The 1566-nt window shown below is 64.4% G+C and carries 1 protein-coding gene; it reads left to right on the plus strand.

Translation table 11 applies throughout. From position 1 onward, the window contains the following. Nucleotides 1-643: 643 nt before the first annotated feature. A complete protein-coding gene (locus E1293_RS46900) occupies nucleotides 644-1453 on the plus strand; it encodes a phytochrome family protein (RefSeq protein WP_132206598.1) in 810 nt (269 codons plus the stop codon). The last annotated feature ends 113 nt before the right edge of the window (nucleotides 1454-1566 follow it).

The raw sequence follows: 1566 nt of genomic DNA on the forward strand, positions 1-1566 counted from the left end.
GGCCAGGCCCGCCGAGACGCTGCGCGCCGACTCAAGTCGACGCAGCTCGTCCGCGTCACCATCACGCAATGCCAAGGGGGCAGCGGTTCGCATACCCCAGTCTCTCAAACAGAAAGAAACTTTTCGAGCGAGACACTAGCAGCACCGGGGAGGGCCGGTTGCCGTGACGCAGTCTCCACAACCGCCGAACATCGCCCGCTCTTGGCGGCCCGATGGAGTACGCGACCGCGATCTCCAGTGCCGAGTCGCCGTGGCCGAGCAGAACCTTCTCGGCGGTTAACGCGGCCGGACCACTGTGTGGTTTGAGCCAGGACAGCGAGCCGGCGTCAACATCCTCCAAGAACCGTTCCGCGCGCCCTGCCGCGTCCGCCACGCCCGCTCCCCTTGCTCGCGCTGCCAGGTGCGCCGCATCATGGACCACTTGAAAGCAAGAAAGGAAGACAGAAACCACATAAGGACAATCGAGGTCAATGGCTGGACAAAACGCCGCCTACAATCTAAGAGGAACATTTCGGTCCTTCCAAGGCACGGAAAAGGGACGGAAGTAGATGTGGCGACCTGACCGATGTCGGTCATTACGTCGCTCTCTCGGTTTGGAATGTCGGTTGCGGATTTGCGTCGGGTACACCCGCACGTACGGGTGATGGCGGCACATCTGGCGGAGGTCCAAATGGCCAAACGTGGAGGGATGTGGGCAGATCTACAGCGCGAGCGTGCGCGTCGGCAACGGCTTCAGCAGCAACTGGAGCGATCCCACCAGCAGGCAGCCCACCGGGCCCGTCGCGAACGCGACAAGGCCCGCCGCGAAGCCGAACGGCAGGCCGCCGCCAACGAACGTGAACGTAAGCGTCTCTACATCGCACAGCGGCAGGCCGAGGCTGAGGAGATGGGTGCCGATCTCGACGCCCGTGTGCACGAGCTCGAAAACCTGTTGGCCCTGGGTATCGACGACCAGCCGCCGACCTTCGCCTCCTTCAAACGAGACCTTGAGCCTCCACCGTTTGATCCGCAGGGGTTGGACCAGCCCAGCCCCGAGCCAAGGTTCGCTGACGTGGCGCCTCTACCGCCAGGAGCCCTGGGGCGGCTACTCGGCAAGGGGGCGCGGTACGAGCGCGAACTTGAAGCCGCGCAACAGGAGCACGAACGACGACGCTCGCAGCATGCGCAGGGGGAAGCCGACCGGCGGAGAAGACTCGCGGACCTGCGGGCCGCACACGAAGGCCGCGTCAGCGAGGCCGCTGAGCAGGTCCGACGGCACAACGCCGAAGTCGAACAGTTCGAGCGCGATTTCTACGCCGGCGACCCCGAGGCCGTGGCCCAATACTTCACCCTGGTTCTAGATGCGGTCACCTACCCTGACGGGTTTCCGCACCGGTCACGCATCCTCTACCGGCCAGAGCCCAAGGAACTGGTCATCGACTACGAACTCCCCGCACAGATACGGCAGCTGTAATTTCGGTCCTGACCTGCGGTGATCATGGTGTGGTTTCGGCGTAGGTGTGCCAGGCGTGGTGGCAGGTTCGGGCCCGTCGCTGGTGGCGGCGGCGCCATAGCGACCATGCGAGC

The sequence above is a fragment of the Actinomadura darangshiensis genome, assembly GCF_004349235.1.
GTDB lineage: Bacteria > Actinomycetota > Actinomycetes > Streptosporangiales > Streptosporangiaceae > Spirillospora > Spirillospora darangshiensis.